This window comes from Pseudonocardia wallangbongensis, assembly GCF_054486945.1.
Window position 1 is genome coordinate 217,499 of the sequence record NZ_JBRERS010000011.1, and the last position, 17,756, is coordinate 235,254.

18 protein-coding genes are annotated in these 17,756 nt (G+C 72.8%); 10 read left to right on the forward strand and 8 right to left on the reverse strand.

Translation table 11 applies throughout. The features are described 5' to 3' along the window. Complete coding sequence (locus ACU436_RS32485) at positions 1-699, reverse strand: 2OG-Fe(II) oxygenase (RefSeq protein WP_459030849.1); 699 nt, start codon at positions 697-699, stop codon at positions 1-3. Positions 700-764: 65 nt separating this feature from the next. On the opposite strand from ACU436_RS32485, the gene ACU436_RS32490 reads away from it, so the two are divergent. Both ACU436_RS32490 and ACU436_RS32495 read left to right on the forward strand, forming a co-directional pair. Beyond that, positions 765-1,772, forward strand: a complete 1,008-nt coding sequence (locus ACU436_RS32490) for a P1 family peptidase (RefSeq protein WP_459030850.1) — start codon at positions 765-767, stop codon at positions 1,770-1,772. A 44-nt stretch (positions 1,773-1,816) separates the two neighbouring features. Beyond that, on the forward strand, positions 1,817-2,683 hold the full coding sequence (locus tag ACU436_RS32495; protein ID WP_459030851.1) for a polysaccharide deacetylase family protein: 867 nt from the start codon (positions 1,817-1,819) through the stop codon (positions 2,681-2,683). Positions 2,684-2,705: 22 nt separating this feature from the next. Here the strand turns inward: ACU436_RS32495 and ACU436_RS32500 are convergent, their stop codons facing one another. The 3 genes from ACU436_RS32500 to ACU436_RS32510 form a co-directional block, all read right to left on the reverse strand. Then, a complete protein-coding gene (locus tag ACU436_RS32500) occupies positions 2,706-2,969 on the reverse strand; it encodes a MoaD/ThiS family protein (RefSeq protein ID WP_459030852.1) in 264 nt (87 codons plus the stop codon). Between the two features lies 1 nt (position 2,970). Beyond that, on the reverse strand, positions 2,971-4,032 hold the full coding sequence (gene moaA / locus ACU436_RS32505) for a GTP 3',8-cyclase MoaA (protein ID WP_459030853.1): 1,062 nt from the start codon (positions 4,030-4,032) through the stop codon (positions 2,971-2,973). 140 nt (positions 4,033-4,172) lie between these two features. Beyond that, the gene (locus tag ACU436_RS32510; protein ID WP_459030854.1) at positions 4,173-5,378 is read right to left on the reverse strand and encodes an acyl-CoA dehydrogenase family protein; all 1,206 of its coding nucleotides are present in this window, start codon (positions 5,376-5,378) and stop codon (positions 4,173-4,175) included. A 69-nt stretch (positions 5,379-5,447) separates the two neighbouring features. On the opposite strand from ACU436_RS32510, the gene ACU436_RS32515 reads away from it, so the two are divergent. The 5 genes from ACU436_RS32515 to ACU436_RS32535 all read left to right on the forward strand — a co-directional run bounded on the left by ACU436_RS32515 (position 5,448) and on the right by ACU436_RS32535 (position 9,288). Beyond that, positions 5,448-5,852, forward strand: a complete 405-nt coding sequence (locus ACU436_RS32515) for a TOBE domain-containing protein (RefSeq protein WP_459030855.1) — start codon at positions 5,448-5,450, stop codon at positions 5,850-5,852. Continuing rightward, positions 5,849-6,046, forward strand: coding sequence for a hypothetical protein (locus tag ACU436_RS32520; protein ID WP_459030856.1), 198 nt, complete (start codon positions 5,849-5,851; stop codon positions 6,044-6,046). Before ACU436_RS32515 ends, ACU436_RS32520 begins: the two co-directional genes overlap by 4 nt. Beyond that, complete coding sequence (locus ACU436_RS32525; RefSeq protein WP_459030857.1) at positions 6,043-6,867, forward strand: ABC transporter permease; 825 nt, start codon at positions 6,043-6,045, stop codon at positions 6,865-6,867. Before ACU436_RS32520 ends, ACU436_RS32525 begins: the two co-directional genes overlap by 4 nt. Continuing rightward, positions 6,864-7,964 carry a sulfate/molybdate ABC transporter ATP-binding protein gene (locus ACU436_RS32530; RefSeq protein WP_459030859.1) on the forward strand — a complete coding sequence of 367 codons (1,101 nt, stop codon included), beginning with the start codon at positions 6,864-6,866 and terminating at the stop codon, positions 7,962-7,964. Before ACU436_RS32525 ends, ACU436_RS32530 begins: the two co-directional genes overlap by 4 nt. Positions 7,965-8,121: 157 nt before the next feature. Next, positions 8,122-9,288, forward strand: coding sequence for a S8 family peptidase (locus tag ACU436_RS32535; protein ID WP_459030860.1), 1,167 nt, complete (start codon positions 8,122-8,124; stop codon positions 9,286-9,288). 272 nt (positions 9,289-9,560) lie between these two features. Here the strand turns inward: ACU436_RS32535 and serS are convergent, their stop codons facing one another. After that, entirely contained in the window at positions 9,561-10,832 is a 1,272-nt protein-coding gene (gene serS, locus ACU436_RS32540; RefSeq protein WP_459030861.1) for a serine--tRNA ligase, read from the reverse strand. 121 nt (positions 10,833-10,953) lie between these two features. Here serS and ACU436_RS32545 point away from each other — a divergent pair, with 121 nt between their 5' ends. From ACU436_RS32545 to ACU436_RS32555, 3 genes are all read left to right on the forward strand, one after another. Further along, positions 10,954-12,615 (forward strand): AMP-binding protein, encoded by a 1,662-nt coding sequence (locus ACU436_RS32545; protein WP_459030862.1) that lies wholly within the window; start codon positions 10,954-10,956, stop codon positions 12,613-12,615. Positions 12,616-12,863: 248 nt separating this feature from the next. Further along, entirely contained in the window at positions 12,864-14,159 is a 1,296-nt protein-coding gene (locus tag ACU436_RS32550) for an MFS transporter (protein ID WP_459030863.1), read from the forward strand. A gap of 230 nt (positions 14,160-14,389) precedes the next feature. Continuing rightward, entirely contained in the window at positions 14,390-14,776 is a 387-nt protein-coding gene (locus ACU436_RS32555; RefSeq protein ID WP_459030864.1) for a cold-shock protein, read from the forward strand. Between the two features lie 6 nt (positions 14,777-14,782). Here the strand turns inward: ACU436_RS32555 and ACU436_RS32560 are convergent, their stop codons facing one another. Genes ACU436_RS32560 through ACU436_RS32570 form a run of 3 tightly spaced genes read right to left on the reverse strand, consistent with a single transcriptional unit; the run spans position 14,783 to position 17,740 of the window. Beyond that, positions 14,783-15,262, reverse strand: a complete 480-nt coding sequence (locus ACU436_RS32560; protein ID WP_459030865.1) for a DUF2771 family protein — start codon at positions 15,260-15,262, stop codon at positions 14,783-14,785. A 25-nt stretch (positions 15,263-15,287) separates the two neighbouring features. Continuing rightward, positions 15,288-16,898 carry an MFS transporter gene (locus ACU436_RS32565; protein WP_459030866.1) on the reverse strand — a complete coding sequence of 537 codons (1,611 nt, stop codon included), beginning with the start codon at positions 16,896-16,898 and terminating at the stop codon, positions 15,288-15,290. Positions 16,899-16,957: 59 nt separating this feature from the next. Beyond that, complete coding sequence (locus ACU436_RS32570) at positions 16,958-17,740, reverse strand: glutaminyl-peptide cyclotransferase (protein ID WP_459030867.1); 783 nt, start codon at positions 17,738-17,740, stop codon at positions 16,958-16,960. Between the last annotated feature and the right edge of the window lie 16 nt (positions 17,741-17,756).

Sequence of the window (17,756 nt, forward strand, 5' to 3'; positions counted from 1 at the left end):
TCACCGCGCGTTGTGGAAGATGATCCCCAGCACGTGCCGGCTCCCGCTGTGCACGGCGCTCACCCCGTGCCGCACCTGCACGCGGTGGAACCCGCGGGACCCGTGCCGGGGCCGGTGGTGAACGGGGAACACCACGGCCTCCCCCTGCCGGGGCCGCAGCACGATCGGCCGGGACTGCTGGCGCGGCCGCTGCTCCACGAACACGCTCTCGCCGCCGGTGAAGTCCTCGTCGGGGCGGCTGAGCATCACGAGGAACTGGAGCGGGAAGGTCAGCTCTCCGTAGACGTCCTGGTGCAGGCAGTTGTAGCCGCCCGGCCCGTACCGCAGCACGAGCGGCGTGGGCCGGTGTTGCCCGGCCGCGGCGCACTCGGCCAGCAGCGTGTCCAGCCCGGTCGGGAACGTCCGCTCGCCCAGGCGTTCCGCCCACGTGTTGGCGATCTCCGCCAGCGGCGGGTACAGCTGCTCCCGCAGTTCCTGGACCAGGGGCGGGAGTGGGTCGGCGAAGTACCGGTAGCTGCCCTCGCCGAACGCGTGGCGGGCCATCACCACGGTGCTCCGGAAGCGCTCGTCCTCGTCGAACATCGCGACCACGTCCGCGCACTGCTCGGGTGTGAGCAGCGGCGGGGTGCTCGCGACGCCGTCGGTGTCGAGGCGCTTCGCCAGGGCGGGGGTGTCCAGGCGGTCCAGCACGGCTGTCATGACTCCACCCTGGCGCGGGTCCGCCAGGCCTGCTGGCGGGAATCGGCCACCTGGATGATGACCGGATGCGCCCCGGACCGCACAACGCCCTGACCGACGTCCCCGGCCTGCGCGTGGGCCACGCCTCGCTGGAGGGACCCGGCGCCCTGAGCGGCACGACGGTCGTGCTGGCCCCGGAGGGTGGCATGGTGGCGGGGGCGGACGTCCGGGGTGCCGCACCCGGCACCCGCGAGACCGACCTGCTGCACCCGGGCGCCACCGTGCAGCGCGTCCACGCCGTGGTCCTGAGCGGCGGCAGCGCCTTCGGGCTCGCCGCCGCGGACGGGGTGATGGCACGGCTGGAGGCGGCCGGCATCGGTTTCCCGGTCCCGCGGGCCGTCGTCCCGATCGTGCCGGCGGCGGTGGTGTTCGACCTCGGCCGCGGCGGCGACGTGCACGCCCGCCCCGGCGCCGCCACCGGTGCCGCGGCCTACGACGCGGCCGGCGCCGGACCCGTCCCGCAGGGCGTGGTCGGGGCCGGCACGGGAGCCCAGGCCGGCGGGCTCAAGGGCGGGGTCGGCACGGCCAGCGCGGTGCTCGACGGCGGCGCCGTCGTCGCGGCGCTCGCGGTGGTGAACGCCGCCGGCTCGCCCGTCGACCCGGCCACCGGCCTGCTGCACGGAACACGCGCGGGTCTGCCCTGCGAGTTCCCGGCGGCCGAGGTCGGGCCGGACGCGCTGGAGGAGCTGCGCGGCGCGCCCCGCCCGCCCGGGCTCGGCACGGCGACGACGCTGGCGGTCGTGGCCACGGACGTCACGCTCGACAAGGCGGGCTGCGGGCGGCTGGCCACGATGGGCCACGACGGGCTCGCCCGCGCGATCGCGCCGGCCCACACGGCCACCGACGGCGACGCCGTCTTCGGGCTGTCGACGGCCGCCCGGCCGGCACCCGACCTGGCCGGCCTCGTCGCGCTGCACGCGGCGGCGGCCGACGTCGTCAGCAGGGCGATCGCGCACGGGATGCTCGCGGCGGAGACGGTGACGACACCGGCGGGCACCTGGCGGGGCTACCGGGACGTCGTCGGCCTGCGCTGACCCGCCGAGTGGTGCTCTACTGCCGTATGGCCAAGGAAATCTTCGTGGCATTCGGCATCGACGTCGACGCGGTCGGGGGCTGGCTGGGCTCGTACGGCGGGGAGGGGTCGCCGGGCGACATCTCCCGGGGCGTGTTCGCCGGCGAGGTCGGGGTGCCGCGGATCAACCGCATGCTCGCCCGCTACGACCTGCCGGCCACGTGGTTCTGGCCGGGGCACTCGATCGAGACCTTCCCCGGGCAGTTCGACGAGATCGTCGCCGCCGGGCACGAGATCGGCGTGCACGGCTACAGCCACGAGAACCCGATCGCGATGAGCCGCGACCAGGAGTCGGACATCCTCGACCACTGCATCGAGCTCATCACCGAGCGCGCCGGCCGCCGACCCACCGGCTACGTCGCGCCGTGGTGGGAGTTCTCGCGGGTGACGAACGAGCTGCTGGTCGAGCGGGGCATCACCTACGACCACTCGCTGATGCACCGCGACTTCGAGCCGTACTACGTGCGGGTCGGCGACTCGTGGACCCCGATCGACTACGACAAGCCGGCGCGGGAGTGGATGAAGCCGCTGGTGCGCGGCGAGGAGACCGACCTCGTGGAGATCCCGGCGAGCTGGTACCTCGACGACCTGCCGCCGATGATGTTCATCAAGACCAGCCCCAACAGCCACGGGTTCGTCAACCCGCGCCACGTCGAGGAGCTGTGGCGCGACCAGTTCGACTGGGTGTACCGCGAGCTCGACTACGCGGTGTTCACGTTCACGATCCACCCCGACGTCTCCGGCCGGCCACAGGTGCTGCTCATGCTGGAGCGGCTGATCGAGCACATCTCCGGGCACGACGGGGTGCGCTGGTCGAGCTTCGACGCGATCGCCCGGGACTTCCTGCAACGCCGCCCTCGTACTGCGGCCTGACGCGCCGGCGCGATCCGGCCGGTCAGCCGCCGGCGAACGGGGGCAGCACGTCGATCGCGGCCCCTGCCGGCACCACGGCCGACCGGTCGCGCACCGCGATCTCGTCGAGCAGGAAGCTGCAGCGGTCGAGCACCCGGCCCAGCTCGGCGCCGTGGCGTTCGCGGATGGCCCGGATCGCGTCGTCGACGGTGCCGGACAGCTCGAACGACTCGGTCTCGACACCCGCGGCCGCGCGTGCAGCCGCGAAGTAGCGCACGGTGAGGGTGCTGGTCGTAGCAGTCGTCATGTCATCCGCCGATCGCGCTCATGGGCCGGTCGGGCTGCAGGAAGCCGGGGTCGTCGATGCCGTGGCCCGCGAGCTTGCCCCACATCGCGTGCCGCCACGTGTCGGCGATCTCGGCGTCGGACACGCCGCCCCGCAGCAGCCCGCGCAGGTCGGTCTCGGTGCGCGCGAACAGGCACGAGCGGATCTGGCCGTCGGCGGTGAGCCGGGTGCGGTCGCATGCGCCGCAGAACGGCCGCGTGACCGACGCGATCACGCCGACCACGGCCGGGCCACCGTCGACGAGCCAGCGCTCGGCGGGCGCGCCCCCGCGCTCGGCCTGGTCGGGGGTGAGCGTGAAGCTCTCGCGCAGCTTCTCCATCACCTCACCGGCGGTGATCATCTCCGAGCGCTCCCAGCCGTGCTGGGCGTCGAGCGGCATCTGCTCGATGAAGCGCTGCTCGAAGCCCTGCTCGAGGGCGAACCGCAGCAGCGGCACGGCCTCGTCGTCGTTCACGTCGCGCAGGAGCACGGTGTTGATCTTAATCGGGTCGAGGCCCGCGGCCCGGGCCGCGGTGAGCCCCTCCAGGACGTCCGCGAGGCGGTCGCGCCGGGTGATCGTGGCGAAGCGGTCCGGCCGCAGCGTGTCCATCGAGACGTTGAGCCGGTTGACGCCCGCCGCGGCGAGCGCCTCCGCCCGGCGGGCGAGGCCGATCCCGTTGGTGGTGAGCGAGATGTCGGGCCGCGGCTGCAGCGCGGCCGACGCGGCGATGAGGTCCTCCAGCCCGCGGCGCAGCAACGGCTCACCGCCGGTGAACCGCAGCTCGTGCACCCCGAGGTCGCGTACCGCGATGGTGATCAGCCGGATCAGTTCGTCGTCGGTGAGCTGCTCGTCGCGGGGCATCCAGTCCAGCCCTTCGGCCGGCATGCAGTACGAGCAGCGCAGGTTGCAGCGGTCGGTGAGGGAGATCCGCAAGTCGGTGGCGACCCTGCCGAACGAGTCGACGAGCCGCGGGTCGGCGGGCCGCGCCGGATCGCGGGGGGCCGTTCCCCGCACCGCCGGAAGTCCGAGCTCTGTTGCCGTCACGCCACGAGCGTAATAGCCCGAAATCGGACGTGTGGAGGTCGTGGATCACGTACTTCGCGCAGTTCCGCAGCTGCGACTGCAGGCCCGAATTGGATCCGCATTTGCAGCTCCGACGGCTGTCCGAAAGACGGGTGAATCCGTCAGTCGTGGCGACCCAGTTCCTGGCGGGCGACCGAACGCAGGTGCACCTCGTCGGGGCCGTCGGCGAGGCGTAGGGCGCGGGCCCAGACGTAGAAGGCCGCCAGCGGCACGTCGTCGCTCATCCCGGCCCCGCCGTGCACCTGGAGGGCCCGGTCGATCACCGTGCAGGCCATGCGGGGGCAGAGGGCCTTGATCGCGGCGATCTCGGTGGCCGCGCCCTTCGAGCCGTACCGGTCGATGAGCCAGGCGGTCTTGAGGACGAGGAGGCGGGCCTGCTCCACCTCGATCCGCGAGTGGGCGATCTGCTCGCGCACCACGCCCTGGTCGGCGAGCGGCCGACCGAACGCCGTGCGGGAGCGGGCCCGGCGCACCATGAGGTCGATCGCGCGCTCGGCCATGCCGATCAGGCGCATGCAGTGGTGGATCCGGCCGGGCCCGAGCCGGGCCTGCGCGATCGCAAAACCGCCGCCCTCCTCGCCGAGCAGGTTCGACACCGGCACGCGCACGTCGTGGAACGCCAGTTCGGAGTGCCCGTGCTGGTCCTGGTAGCCGAACGTGGGCAGGTGCCGCTTGATCTCCAACCCCGGGGTGTCGCGCGGCACCAGCACCATCGACTGCTGCCGGTGCTTCGCGGCGTCGGGATCGGTCTTGCCCATGACGATGAAGATCTTGCAGCGGGGGTCGGCGGTGCCGGAGATCCACCACTTGCGCCCGTTGATCACATACTGGTCGCCCTCGCGGCGGACCCGGGTCTGGACGTTCGTGGCGTCGGAGGACGCGACGTCGGGCTCCGTCATCGCGAACCCCGAGCGGATCTCGCCCTCCAGCAGCGGGTCGAGCCACTGCTGCTTCTGCTCGGGGGTCGCGAACAGGTGCAGGGTCTCCATGTTGCCGGTGTCCGGTGCCTGGCAGTTGATGGCCTCCGGCGCGATCGTCGGTGACCAGCCGGAGACCTCCGCGACCGGCGCGTACTCGAGGTTGGACAACCCCGAGATGCTGGGGAGGAAGAGGTTCCACAGACCGCGGGCCCGGGCCTCCGCCTTCAGCTCCTCGACCACGGGGGGCAGGTCCCACTCCTGCGGGGTGCCCCGCCGCTCGGACCGGAACGCCTCGTACCCGGCCTCCGCAGGGAGGATCTTCTCCTCGAGGAACGCTCGCATCCTCTTGGTGTGGTCGGCCGCCGCGCTGCTGGGTTCGAAGTCCACAGCCTGCACCCAACCACACGAGGGGCACCACCTGGCCCTGGTCGCATCCGCGGATCTATTGTCCTGGTCGTGCCGCAGTTCAGGATCGCCGACGCCGCCCGGTTGCTCGGCGTCAGCGACGACACCGTGCGCCGCTGGGTCGACGCGGGCACGCTGCCCGTGCAGGCCGACGCGTCGAACCGCAAGGTCATCGACGGGGCCGCGCTCGCCGCGTTCGCCCGCGACCACGCGTCGGCGCCCCCCGACCCGTCCGCCGTGCAGAGCTCGGCGCGCAACCGGCTCGTGGGCCTCGTCACCTCGGTGGTCACCGACCGCGTGATGGCGCAGGTGGAGGTGCAGTGCGGCCCGCACCGCATCGTCTCGTTGATGTCGAGCGAGGCGGTGCGGGAGATGGGCCTCGAGCCGGGAGCACTCGCCGTGGCCGTGATCAAGTCGACGACGGTGGTCGTGGAGACCCCGGGATCGAGCTCGTGAGTCCTCGCCCGGCGGCTGCGGCCGAGCCGGCGATGCTGCTCGCGGGCTGCGCGGGCGGGACGGGTGCCGAGGGGTCGGCCGCCCCGCCCGCGCCGGAGGCGAGGACGCTCACCGTGTACGCCGCGGCGTCGCGCACCGAGGTGGTCGGCGAGGGGTGCGCCGGGCCGGGGTCGGCGGGCTTCGGAAGCCCGTGACACAACCGACGGCCCGCCGATCCGACGACCACGACACGGGCGTCGGGCTGCCCCGGCTGCTCTGGGTCCCGGCCACGCTGGCGTTCGCGCTGATCGCGCTGCCGGTCGTGGGGCTCGCGTTGCGCGCGGACTGGCCGCGGCTTCCCGCGCTGCTGCTCAGCGCATCCGCCCTCGACGCGCTGCGCCTCTCCCTCCTGACGGCCGCGATCTCGACCGCTCTGTGCATCGTGTTCGGCGGGCCGCTCGCCGTGGTGCTCGCCAGGGGCCGCCTGCGCGGCCTGCGCCTGTTGCGCTCGGTCGTGCTGTTGCCGCTGGTGCTGCCGCCCGTGGTCGGCGGGCTCGCGCTGCTCTTCCTGCTGGGGCGCACCGGGCTGGTGGGCCGGGGGTTGGACCTCGCGTTCGGGATCACGGTGCCGTTCACGACGGCGTCGGTGGTGCTGGCGCAGACGTTCGTGGCCCTGCCGTTCCTGGTGGTGAGCTTGGAGGGGGCGCTGCGCACGGCGGGCCGCCGCTACGAGGCGGTGGCCGCCACCCTCGGCGCGGCCCCCTGGCTGGCGTTCCGCCGCGTGACCGTGCCGTTGGTGCTGCCCGGTCTCGCGTCGGGCGCGGTGCTGGCGTTCGCCCGGTGCCTCGGGGAGTTCGGCGCGACGATCGCCTTCGCCGGCAGCCTGCAGGGCACCACCCGCACGCTCCCGCTGCTGGTCTACCTGGAGCGGGAGACGGACGTGGACGCGGCGGTGGCGCTGGCGTTGCTGCTGGTGGTGGTGGCGGTGGTCGTCATCGCGGTCGCGCGGCCCCGCACGGTCGAGGGCGTCCGATGACGGCCCTCGACGCGCACGTCATCGTCCGGCGGGGAACGTTCACCCTGGACGTCGAGCTGCAGGCGGCCTCGGGTGAGGTGCTCGCGGTCCTCGGCCCGAACGGCGCCGGCAAGTCCACGCTGCTCGGCGTGCTGGCCGGGCTGCTGCGCCCGGACGAGGGGCACGTCCGGCTCGGGGAGACCGCGGTGGCCGACCCGGCCGCCGGCGTCCACGTGCCCCCGCACCGGCGCGGCGTCGGCCTGCTCGCGCAGGAAGCGTTGCTGTTCCCGCACCTCACCGCACTCGGCAACGTCGCGTTCGGGCCTCGGGCCCAGGGCGTCGCGCGCAGGGAGGCCGAGCAGCGGGCGCGCGAGCTGCTCACCGCCGTGGACGCCGGTGAGCTCGCCGACCGCCGGCCCGCCCGCATGTCGGGCGGGCAGCAGCAGCGGGTCGCCCTGGCCCGCGCGCTGGCGCCCCGCCCGGACCTCCTCCTGCTGGACGAGCCCCTCGCGGCGCTGGACGTCGACGCGACGCCGGCCATGCGCGCGCTGCTGCGGCGGGTGGTGCGCGCGTCCGGCCAGACGGCCGTGCTGGTCACGCACTCCGCCCTCGACGCGCTGGTGCTCGCCGATCAGGTCGTCGTGCTGACCGGGGGGCAGGTGGTGGAGCACGGGCCGACCCGGGAGGTGCTGGCCCGCCCACGCAGCCCGTTCACGGCGCGGATCGCCGGCCTCGACCTCGTGCCCGGCACGGCCTGCGCCGACGGCCTGCGCACCTCCGACGACGCCCTCGTGACGGGCCGGGACGGTGGCCTCGTCGACGGCGAACCGGCGGTCGCGGTGTTCCCGCCGTCGGCCGTCGCGGTGTTCGCCGAGCGGCCGCACGGCAGCCCCCGCAACGTGTGGCCCGTGCAGGTGGCCGCGATCGAGCCCCACGGCGACGTCGTACGGCTGCGGGCCACGGCGACACCCGACGGCCCCACGTGGGTGGACGGCCTCGCCGCCGACGTCACCCCGGCCGCCGTGGCGGAGCTGGCCGCGGAGCCGGGTTCGCACCTGTGGTTCGCGGTCAAGGCCACCGAGGTGGCGATCCACTCGGCGGGCGTCAGGGCGACGTGATCGCAGCCCACGACGCCACCCACCGGTCCGGGCGCCCTGTGCCGTACCCCACAGCGGCGACGGCGGAACCGTCCGTCACCCCATAGATCACATCTGTCACACCAGCCACTATCGTGTCTCTGTTCCCACCCGTGCATGATCCGTAGCGTCGCCGACCGTGACGCGGTTCCTCCTGCGCATCGCCCCCGTGGTGATCGTGCTGCAGCTGGTCGTCGCGATCACCCTGCCCGGGAGCGCCGAAGCCCGGGACGACCTCGGTGATCTGATGGCCTACGTCGTGCACGCCCGCACCACCGCCGACGCCGGGGCCGCGGCCGCCGACGTCGGCGTCCGGCCGACGCTGACCTTCGACCAGGCCTTCGCCGGCTTCGCGGCCCGGTTGAACAAGACCCAGGTGGACCGGCTGCGGGCGCGGTCGGGGGTGCTCGGCGTGGAGGAGGACCGCCGGATCGTCCCGCTCGACCCCAACCGCGAGCCGGACCTGACCGAGGGCGACCAGCCCGAGCCGCCGAACTGGGGTCTCGACCGCATCGACCAGCGCAACCTCCCCCTCGACCACAGCTACACGACGAAGGCGACCGGGCAGGGCGTCACCGTCTGGGTACTGGACACCGGCGTCGACGTCACGCACCCGCAGTTCGAGGGGCGGGCCAAGTGGGAGCGGAACACCGTGGACGGGGAGGACCGCGACTGCGACGGCCACGGCACCGTCGTCGCCGGCATCGCGGCGTCGCGGGACTACGGCGTGGCGAAGCAGGCGCAGGTCCGCGCCGTGAAGGTGCTCGACTGCACCGGCGCCGGCACGCTCTCGTCACTGCTGGCCGGGCTCGACTACGTCGCGACCACCGCCCAGCCGCCATCGGTGGCGGTGATGTCGTGGAGCTACGGGCCGTCGGAGGTGCTGCTCTCGGCGGTGGCCGGGCTCGTCGGCAAGGGCGTGTTCGTCGCCTCGTCCGCCGGCAACTCCGGGGCGGACGACTGCACGGTGGCGCCCCGCGCCTTCCCCGGAGTGCTCGTCGTCGCCAACTCGACGATCGAGGACCAGCGCGCCGAAAGCTCGTCCACCGGCCCGTGCGTCGACATCTACGCGCCCGGCACGAGCATCCGCTCGACGGTGCCGGGCGGCGGTATCGCCTCGTACACGGGCACGTCGATGGCCGCGCCGCACGCCGCGGGCGTGGCCGCGCTGTACAAGCAGACCTACGGCGACGCCCCGAGCGGCGTGATCGAGAAATGGATCATCGACCACGCCACCCCCGGCGTGGTGGGCGGCGGCGAGTTCGGCGGCACGCCCAACCGGCTGCTCAACACGGGCGGGCTCTGACGGGTCAGTCGTCCCGGTCGACGTCGGTCCGGGTGACGGCGCCACCAGGTCGGGTGTCGACAACGCTCCCGGCCCTATCAGCACTATGGAGCCGTAGTGCTGTTCCAACGGCCTGCAGATCGCGTTATGGCACCATAACGCGCCCGGGCGGGCCGAGAGTCGCACGGCTGCGAGCGGCACGTTGGGTCGCACCTGGCGTGCGAGAGTGCCGTTCACTCCACCTGGGGCGGTGCGTGCGCTCGGTGCGCCGGGCCTCCACGGCGGGACCGGCATCAGGCCGGCGTGAGCACCTCGAAGCCCGTGTACGGCACCAGCGCCTCCGGCAGCCGGACCGAGCCGTCGGCCTGCTGGCCCTGCTCCAGCACCGCGACGAGGGTGCGCCCGATCGGCAGCCCGGAGCCGTTGAGGGTGGCGGCGAAGCCCCGCCTGCCGTCCTTGGCCTTCGTGCGGATGCCGGCGCGACGGGCCTGGAACACGCCGAAGTCGGACACCGAGCTGATCTCCCGGTAGGCGTTCTGCCCGGGCAGCCACACCTCGATGTCGTAGGTGAACTCGGCGGAGAACCCGATGTCACCCGCCGCCAGCTTCACCACGCGGTAGGCCAGGCCGAGGCCCTGCATCGCGGCCTCGGCGTGCCCGAGCAGCACCTCCAGCTCGTCGCGCGAGCGCTCGGCGTCGGCGATGCGCACGAGCTCGACCTTGGAGAACTCGTGCAGCCGGATGAGGCCGCGGGTGTCGCGCCCGTACGAGCCGGCCTCCGAGCGGAAGCACGGCGTGTGGGCGGTGTAGGCGAGGGGGAGCTGCTCGAGGTCGAGCGTCTCCTTCGCGTGCAGGTTGGTGAGCGGTACCTCGGCGGTGGGGATGAGGTACAGCTCGCGGTCGGCGACACCGGTCTTGAACAGGTCGTGCTCGAACTTCGGCAGCTGGCCGGTTCCCGTCATCGTGACGCGGTTGACGAGGGTGGGTACCGAGAACTCGGTGTAGCCGTGCTGCTCGGTCGCCACGTCGAGCAGGTAGCGCGCGATCGCCCGCTCCAGCGCCGCCCCCTTGCCGCGCAGCACCGCGAAGCGCGGGCCGGCGAGCTTGGTGGCGCGGGGCAGGTCGAGGATGCCGAGCAACTCGGCGATGTCGACGTGGTCGAGCGGGGCGAAGTCGAACTCCGGCCGCTCGCCCCACGTGCGCACGAGCTCGGCGTCCTCGTCGCTCGCGCCGTCGGGCAGCTCGTCGGCGGGCAGGTTGGGGATGCCGAGCAGGAGGTCCTGCAGCTCGGCCTCCGCCGCCCGGTGCTCCTCCTCGGCCGCCGAGACGACGCCCTTGAGCTCACGCGCACGGGCGACCAGCGCCTCGCGCTCCCCGGGCGCGGCGCCCTTGACGGCGGTGGCGACCCGCTTCGACTCGGCACGCGCCTCGTCCCCGCGCTGGATCGCGGAGTTGCGGGCGGCCAGCAGCTTCTCCAGGGACGCGACGTCCAGCGCGTAGCCCCGGCGGGCGAGCTTGCGGACGGCGTCGGTGGCAGGGTCGAGAAGCACCCGCGGATCGTGCATCTACCGAGGGTATCGGCCCACCGCGAGCGGGTTTCCTCCCCATCCGGAGGTGGCGACAGCGGATCAACCGTCGCAGTATGAGCGGGACCTGCCGTCGATGACGTCGAAAGGACCCATCGCCGTGTCCGCTGCTGCACCTGCCGTTCCGTCCTACGCCTCGGGGACCTCCGACGTCCCGTTGCTCGGGGACACCATCGGCGACAACTTCGACCGCATCGCCACCGCCCAGCCCGCCGCCGAGGCACTCGTCGACGTGCCGAGCGGGCGCCGGTGGACCTACGGGCAGCTGCGGGCCGACGTCGACACGCTCGCCCTCGGCCTGCTCGCGGCCGGGGTCGTGAAGGGCGACCGCGTCGGGATCTGGGCGCCGAACCTCCCCGAGTGGACGCTCGTGCAGTACGCCACCGCCAAGATCGGGGCGGTCCTCGTCAACATCAACCCGGCGTACCGCACGCACGAGCTGGAGTACGTGCTGAACCAGGCCGGGATCTCGATGATCGTGGCTGCGCCGAGCTTCAAGACCTCGGACTACGAGGCCATGATCAAGGAGGTGCAGCCGAGCTGCCCCGCGCTGCGGCAGGTCATCCTGATCGGGCGGCCGAACTGGGACGAGCTGCTGGCAGACGGCCGCGGCGGCGACCGCGCCGAGCTCGCCCGGCTGCAGGCGGAGCTCAGCCCCGACGACCCGATCAACATCCAGTACACGTCCGGGACCACGGGCTTCCCGAAGGGCGCCACGCTGTCCCACCACAACATCCTCAACAACGGCTACTTCGTGGGGCGCCTCTGCGGCTACACCCCCGACGACCGCGTGTGCATCCCGGTGCCCTTCTACCACTGCTTCGGCATGGTGATGGGCAACCTCGGCTCCACGACCAACGGTTCGACGATGGTGATCCCCGGCCCGGGCTTCGACCCGAAGGCGACCCTGCAGGCCGTCGCGCAGGAGCGCTGCACGTCGCTGTACGGGGTGCCGACGATGTTCATCGCGGAGCTGAACGATCCCGACTTCGCCTCCTACGACCTCTCGTCGCTGCGCACCGGGATCATGGCGGGCTCGCCGTGCCCGGTGGAGGTGATGAAGCAGGTCGTGGACCGGATGGGCATGACCGAGGTGACGATCTGCTACGGCATGACCGAGACGTCACCCGTCTCCGTCCAGACCCGCGCGGACGACTCGCTCGAGCGGCGGGTGTCGACCGTCGGGCGGGTGCACCCGCACGTCGAGGTCAAGGTCGTCGACCCCGAGACCGGCCTGACCCTGCCCCGCGGCGAGCCGGGCGAGCTGTGCACCCGCGGCTACTCCGTGATGCTCGGGTACTGGGAGGAGCCGGACAAGACGGCCGAGGCGATCGACCGCGCCCGCTGGATGCACACCGGCGACCTCGGCGTGATGGACTCCGACGGCTACGTCAACATCACCGGCCGGATCAAGGACATGGTGATCCGCGGCGGGGAGAACATCTACCCACGCGAGATCGAGGAGTTCCTCTACACCCATCCGGACATCCTCGACGCGCAGGTCATCGGCGTACCCGACGCCCGGTACGGCGAGGAGCTGTGCGCCTGGGTGACCCTGCGCGAGGGTGTCCCGGAGCTCACGGCCGACGCCGTGCGGGAGTTCGCCACCGGCAGGCTCGCGCACTACAAGATCCCGCGGTACGTGCTGGTGGTCGACTCCTTCCCGATGACCGTCACCGGCAAGGTCCGGAAGGTGGAGATGCGGGCGAAGAGCGTGGAGCTGCTGGACCTGGGGGAGGCGGCGACGGTCCGCAACGCCTGACGGTCGTCGGGCGCCGGGCGGACCCCGGTGACCTTTGCTCCGGTGGCGAGGGGGAATGCCCTTCGCTAGGCTCCCGGGCCAGCCTGAGATCGGCAAATTGATTTCAGGCAGACCGAAGACCACGGTCGGATTCAGCTGAATCCGCAGGAGGGGGGGTCATGGCTTCCGAGTCGACCGAGGCCGCGGAGAATCCGCCGGCACCTGATGTACCACCGAACGTACTGCGGCGCGCCGTTGCCGCATCCTCGTTGGGGAACGCGACCGAGTGGTTCGACTACGGCGTGTACGCCTACGTCGCCACCGAGATCGGCGAGAACTTCTTCCCGGGCGAGTACTCCACCCTCGGCGCGCTGCTGGTCTTCGCCGTCTCCTTCGTCCTGCGCCCGCTCGGTGGGATCGTCTGGGGCCCGCTCGGCGACCGGCTGGGCCGCTCCACGATCCTGGCCACGACGATCCTGCTGATGTGCGTGGCCACGTTCCTGGTCGGCGTGATCCCGAGCTACGACTCGATCGGCATCTGGGCGCCGATCCTGCTGGTCCTGCTCCGCGTGGTGCAGGGCTTCTCCACCGGCGGCGAGTACGGCGGCGCCGCCACATTCATGGCCGAGTACTCGCCGAACAACAAGCGGGGGTTCTGGGGGAGCTTCCTCGAGTTCGGCACGCTCGGCGGATTCACCGCGGCCGTCGTCGTGGTGTTCGTCGTCGAGGCGATCGTCGGCGACGCGGCGATGACGGAATGGGGCTGGCGCATTCCGTTCCTGCTCTCGCTCCCGCTCGGCGGCATCGGTCTTTACCTCCGCTTGAAGATGGAGGACACGCCGGTGTTCAAGGAGCTGGAGGAATCCGGCGAAACGGACTCCGGGGCCGTCGTCGCGCTCAAAGACCTGCTGGTGCACTACTGGCAGCCGGTCCTGCAGCTGTTCGGCCTGGTCATCGCGCTGAACGTCATCAACTACACGCTGCTGGCATATATGCCGACCTACCTGCAAGAGACGATCGGCATGTCCTCGGAGAGCACGGACCTGCTGGTCATCATCGGCCAGGTGTGCATGATGGCGGTGATCCCGTTCGCCGGCGCGCTGTCGGACCGCATCGGTCGCAAGCCGTGCTGGTGGATCTCGCTGATCGGCACCTTCGTGCTGGCGATCCCGATGTTCTGGCTGATGAGCCAGGGGCTGGCGGCGGCCATCATCGGTTTCACCGTGCTCGGCCTGGTCTACGTGTTGCAGCTCGGCACGATCTCGGCGACGTTCCCGGCGATGTTCCCGACGCAGGTCCGCTACTCCGGGATGGCCATCTCCTACAACGTGGCCACCGCGGCGTTCGGTGGCACGGCGCTCGCCGTCAACGAAGGGCTGATCGCCGCCACCGGCAGCAACCTCGTCCCGGCGATCTACATGATGGGGTCCTGCGTCGTCGGCATGATCGCGCTGTACTTCGTCGTGGAGACGAAGGGTGCGTCGCTGCACGGCCGCGGTGTCCCCGGGGTCATCTCCCGGCCGTCCGGGCGGCGGCCGGGCGGAGGCCGGGCGGTTCACGAGTAGCCGGCGCACATCCCCGGGGGCGGCACCCGTTCCACTTCCGGAGAACCGAGATCATCGACACCTGAACGGGTGGGCAGCGGGGGACGTTGCGGGCTAGGGTGGTGCGCACGCGTCCCGGTGTCGCTCGATGGGCCGACCAAGTGGCGGCCCGGCATCTCGGGGCGCGTTCGTCATGCGGTCCGCCGTGGCGCCGCATGACGTCGGGTTCGATCGAGGACGGGTGAGCAGGGGTGCCGACCGGCAGGGTCAAGTGGTACGACGCCGACAAGGGCTTCGGGTTCCTCGCTCAGGACGGCGGCGAGGACGTCTACGTCCGCAAGGCCGCGCTGCCGGCCGGGGTGGAGGCGCTCAAGGCCGGCCAACGGGTCGAGTTCGGGATGGCGGAAGGCAGGCGCGGGCCGCAGGCGCTCTCCGTGCGGCTCGTGGACAAGCCGCCGTCCGTCGTCGAGGCCGCGCGGCGCCCGGCCGAGGACCTGCACAGCCTCATCGAGGACATGATCCGGCTGCTCGAGACGAAGGTGCAGCCGGACCTGCGCCGCGGCCGCTACCCGGACCGGCGCGCCTGCAAGCTCGCGGCGGAGGTCGTGCGCGCGGTGGCCCGCGATCTCGACGGCTAGGAGCGTCTAGCCCGCGTTCAGCACCCAGCTCGCCCGGATCGGGAACTCCATCTCCCCGGTCTGCGGGTTCGGCTGCGGCGGCGGACCGTACTGCTGCACCTCCGCGGTGAGCAGGCGGTTCTCCGGCGCGCCGAGGTCCAGCGTCCAGTCGCTGCGGGCGTCGGGGGCGAACACCGGGCTGCGCTCGTCGGTCGGGGTGCCGGCGGCGTCCGCGTAGCTGAACACCACCTGCCACGGTGTCTGCGCGATCTCGGGCGGCACCGTGACCTGTACCGGGGTGCCCTGCGGTACGGCGAGTCGCACCGGTGCGGCGACGTCGGTGAGGCACTGCGTGAGCTCGACGTCGCAGTACTGGGCGGGGCGGGCGACGGCGCTGGCGGCGCCGGCCGTGAACGTCACCTGAGGGGGCGGTGGCGGGTCCGCGCCCCCGCAGCCGGCGAGCAGCAGCAGCGCGGCGACGGGGACGGCAAGCAGGCGGCGCGGCACGCCGACAACGGTACGGAAGCGCAGTTCAGGCGGGCCCCTGCGCCCCGGCGCGCCGCGCGCGGTGCCCGAGGAACGGCAGCAGGCTGCGGCCGCGCGCGACCAGCGCCGACTGCGCCCCGGCCAGTGCGATCACCCCGGACACCACCGTGAAGCCGAGCCAGAACGTGTCGTGCGGCAGCAGGACGCCCAGCGCGCCGCCGAGCACCCAGGCGAGGGCCAGCACGGTCTCGGAACGGCCGAACGCGGACGCCCGGGACTCCTCCGGGAGGTCGCGCTGGATCACCGCGTCGAGGCAGACCTTCGCGAGCGCGCTCGCCGCAGCGCCGATCAGGCCGACGAGGGCCGCGGTGGCGATGCCGGGCAGCAGCGCGGCCACCCCGCTGACCACGACGGCCGCGGCGACGCAGGACATGATCACCGCGTCGGACTTGAGGAACTGCCGGCGCGAGCCTGCCGCGTTGCCGGTGAACGATCCGATGCCGGCCGCGGCGCCGACGATGCCGATGAGGAAGAGCTGCCGCGTCGGGTCGGTCTGCGACTGCTCACGCACGACGAACGCGACGAACAGCGTGAGGAACCCGGTGAGGATCCGGATCGCGCCGTTGCCCCACAGCGCGACCGTGACGTGGCGCCCCATCGGCGTGCGCCGGCCGCGCGCGGTGGTGCGCAGCGTGGCTGCCACCTCACCGATGGTGGACTCGACCCACCGCGGGATCCGCAGGCACATGACGGTGCCGACCACGCCGAGCAGGGCCGTGAAGATCAGCGCACCCGGCGAGTCCCACAGGGCGGCGACGCCCGCCGCGACCGCACCCGAAATCCCGGCCGCGACGAGCCCGAACGTCGTGAGCCGCGAGTTCGTGGTGACCAGGGTGATGGCGCTCGGCAGGACCCGCGGTGTGACGGCCGCCTTCAGCACCGAGAACGACTTGCTCAGCACCATCGCGCCGAGCGCGGCCGGGTAGAGCAGCCAGGTGTCGTAGTTGAACGCCATCACGACGGCGAGTACCGCCCGCCCGGCGAACGAGATGGCGAGCGCGGCCCGGCGGCCCCGCTGCAGCCGGTCGAGCATCGGCCCGATCACCGGTGCCACCACCGCGAACGGCGCGACCGTGATGATCAGGTAGAGCGCGACGTTCGTCTTGCTCTCCGCCGTGGCGGCGGCGAAGAACAGCGTGTTGGCCAGCGCGACGGCCACGGCGGCGTCGACCGCGTAGGTCATCATCGTGGCGTAGGTGAGCGCCGTGAGACCCGAGCGATCGGCCCCGTCGGCCGTGGTGGCGCGGTGGAACGCGCGGATGCCGCCCTGGGTCAGCTCGCGGCTGCGCAGCGCGGCCACCCGGGTGACGGTGAGCTTCCGCGGCATCCGCCGGGTGGGCGGCTCGGCGGTCTCCTCCGCGGGTGCCGAGGGCTCCTCCTCGTCGGGGGGCGGCGGGGTCCACGCCCGCGGCGGGGGAGTGCGGCGGTGGGCGGCCGGGTCGTAGTCGGGGTCGTCGTGCCAGGGGTAGCGCCTGCGGGGCACGTAGCGGTCGGTGTCCGGCTCGTCGGCCGCGGCCCGGCGGCCGTCGTCGACCGTGACCCAGCTGCGGCGGCCGCGGTGGCCGCGGCGGGGCTGGGGTGGGTCGGGACGGGCCACGGCTCCATTCTGGCCCATCGGGGCGTGCTGTTGGGCTCGTTCCAGATCTTCGGCCGTGTCTACCCGGGTGTGAAGCGCACCCGGAACGCCGCCGGCCAGAGCTTGCCCGTCACCAGGTACTCGCCGCCGCCCAGCGCGGCGATGCCGTTGAGCACGTCCGCACCCGCGCGGCGCCCGTCGTCGAGCAGACCTGCTGCGTCCACCACCGCGGTGACGCGGCCGTCGGCCGGGTCGATCCGGACGATCCGGTCGGTCTGCCAGATGTTCGCCCAGACCTGCCCGTCGACGCACTCGAGCTCGTTGATCTCGGTGACCGGTTCACCGTCGAGGGTGACGTTCACCGACCCGGTCTCGGCGAACGAGTCCGGGTCGTGGAAGCGCAGCCGGTCGGAGCCGTCGCTGCGCACCAGCCGGTCGCCGTCCCGGCACAGACCCCAGCCCTCGCCGTCGACCGGCACCTGGCGCAGCAGCGTCAGATCGGCGCGGTTCCACTCGAGCGCCACGCCGTCCTTCCAGGTGAGCTGCCAGATCCGGTCGTCGACCACGGTGATGCCCTCGCCGAACAACCTGCCGGGCAGCGGCACCGCCCGCCGGACCTCGCCCGTGGCGGGGTCCAGCTCCCGCAGCTGCGAGTGGCCGGCCAGACCGGTGCCCTCGTAGAGCGTGCCGTCCGATGCGAGCTCGAGGCCCTGCGTGAACGCGTCGGCGTCGTGCGGCAGCTCGGCGAGCACGGTGGGACGCAGCCGCTCCACGACGGGGGCCGGAGCCGCGGCCGGGGCGGCGGCGGCACACCCCGCGACGGCGAGCGTCAGCGCCCCGAGGAGTGCACGCCCGAAGGTCATGGCGGAGAGGGTGGCA

Bases quoted from the DNA above. Each gene is read 5' to 3' on its own strand.
- ACU436_RS32570 (WP_459030867.1), bottom strand. From the start codon at position 17,740: ATGACCTTCGGGCGTGCACTCCTCGGGGCGCTGACGCTCGCCGTCGCG.
- ACU436_RS32490 (WP_459030850.1), top strand. From the start codon at position 765: ATGCGCCCCGGACCGCACAACGCCCTGACCGACGTCCCCGGCCTGCGC.
- serS (WP_459030861.1), bottom strand. From the start codon at position 10,832: ATGCACGATCCGCGGGTGCTTCTCGACCCTGCCACCGACGCCGTCCGC.
- ACU436_RS32500 (WP_459030852.1), bottom strand. From the start codon at position 2,969: ATGACGACTGCTACGACCAGCACCCTCACCGTGCGCTACTTCGCGGCT.
- ACU436_RS32530 (WP_459030859.1), top strand. From the start codon at position 6,864: ATGACGGCCCTCGACGCGCACGTCATCGTCCGGCGGGGAACGTTCACC.
- ACU436_RS32485 (WP_459030849.1), bottom strand. From the start codon at position 699: ATGACAGCCGTGCTGGACCGCCTGGACACCCCCGCCCTGGCGAAGCGC.